Source organism: Halobacterium bonnevillei, assembly GCF_009831555.1.
Lineage (GTDB): Archaea > Halobacteriota > Halobacteria > Halobacteriales > Halobacteriaceae > Halobacterium > Halobacterium bonnevillei.
Map to the genome: position 1 here is coordinate 1 of NZ_WUUU01000338.1, position 1306 is coordinate 1306.

General features: G+C 71.1%; 2 protein-coding genes and 1 pseudogene. All 3 read left to right on the forward strand.

From position 1 onward, the window contains the following. Positions 1-142: dihydrodipicolinate reductase C-terminal domain-containing protein (locus GRX66_RS19110; RefSeq protein ID WP_325064208.1), on the forward strand; the 142-nt coding region annotated here is incomplete at its 5' end. After that, positions 139-972: a 2,3,4,5-tetrahydropyridine-2,6-dicarboxylate N-succinyltransferase gene (locus GRX66_RS19115; RefSeq protein ID WP_159527857.1), complete on the forward strand. Its 834-nt coding sequence runs from the start codon at positions 139-141 to the stop codon at positions 970-972. The genes GRX66_RS19110 and GRX66_RS19115, both read left to right, overlap by 4 nt. Continuing rightward, positions 969-1306 (forward strand): annotated as a pseudogene (locus GRX66_RS19120) (diaminopimelate decarboxylase); the annotation flags it as partial. The gene GRX66_RS19115 and the pseudogene GRX66_RS19120, both read left to right, overlap by 4 nt.

A 1306-nucleotide genomic window follows, 5' to 3' on the forward strand; every position in this document is an offset into this window, starting at 1 on the left:
CGGGAACGGCGAAGTGCTGGAACTCACGCACCGCGCGGGCGACCGGTCCGTGTTCGCGGCGGGCGCACTCGACGCCGCCGCGTGGCTGGCCGACCAGCCCGCTGGCTTCTACCGATTCGAGGAGGTTGCTTCCGAACTATGAGTCTCGAGTCTGACGTACGCGACCTGTGGCAGCGACACGAGGACGGCGAGTTGACGGCCGAGACGGCGTCGGCGGACGTCGCCGACACCCTGGCGGCGTTCCTGGACGCCCTGGAAGCGGGCGACGTCCGGGCCGCCGAGCAGTCCGGCGGGGACTGGGAGGCTGTCGAGTGGGTGAAGCGCGGCGTCCTCCTGAACTTCGCGCTCCGGGAGACCGAACCCCGCGAGTACGGCGACGTCACGTACCACGACGTCCTCCCGCTCCGCGAGACGGGCGACCTCTACGAGCGCGGGACGCGGAATACGCCGGACGGCACGGTGCTCCGTCGCGGCTCCCACGTGGGGTCGGACTGCATCGTGATGTCGCCCGCGTTCGTGAACGTCGGCGCGTACGTCGGCGACGGCACGCTCGTCGACTCCTGTGACACGGTCGGCTCGTGCGCGCAGATCGGCGAGGACGTGAAGCTCGGCGCGAACACCCTCATCGGCGGCGTGCTCGAACCGGTCGAGGATGCGCCCGTCGTGGTGGAGGACGGCGTCTCGCTCGGTGCCGGTTGTCGGGTGACGTCCGGGTTCGTCGTCGGCGAGGACTCGGTCGTCGGCGAGAACACGCTACTGACGCCGCGGATTCCGGTCTACGACCTCGTCGAGGAGGCGGTCCTGTACGGGGAACTGCCGCCGGAGCGCCGCGCGTTCACGCGGTACGTGGCGTCCAGCGTCGGCGAGCACGACCTCTTCGACGGCGGCGCGTTCAAGCCCGCCGTCGTCGCGATGGACCTGGAGGCCCAGACCCTGGACGCGACCCAGCGCGAGGAGGTGCTGCGGTCGTGACGTCGGTCGAGGTCCCCGCAGTGCGGCGGCTCTCGGACTGGTCGGCGGTCGACCTCCGCGACCTGGCCGCCGAGTACGGCACGCCGCTGTACGTGCAGGACCTCGACCGCGTCGCGCAGAACTACGACCGTCTCACCGCCGCGTTCCCCGACGTGGACGTCCACTACGCTGTGAAGGCCAACGCGGGCCGGAGCGTTCTCGAAGCCCTCCGCGAGATGGGGGCCGGCGCGGAGTGCGCGTCCGCCGGCGAAGTCCACCGCGCGCTCGACGCGGGCTTCGCTCCTGCTGACATCCACTACACGGCGGTGAACCCGCCGAGCCAGGACCTCGACTA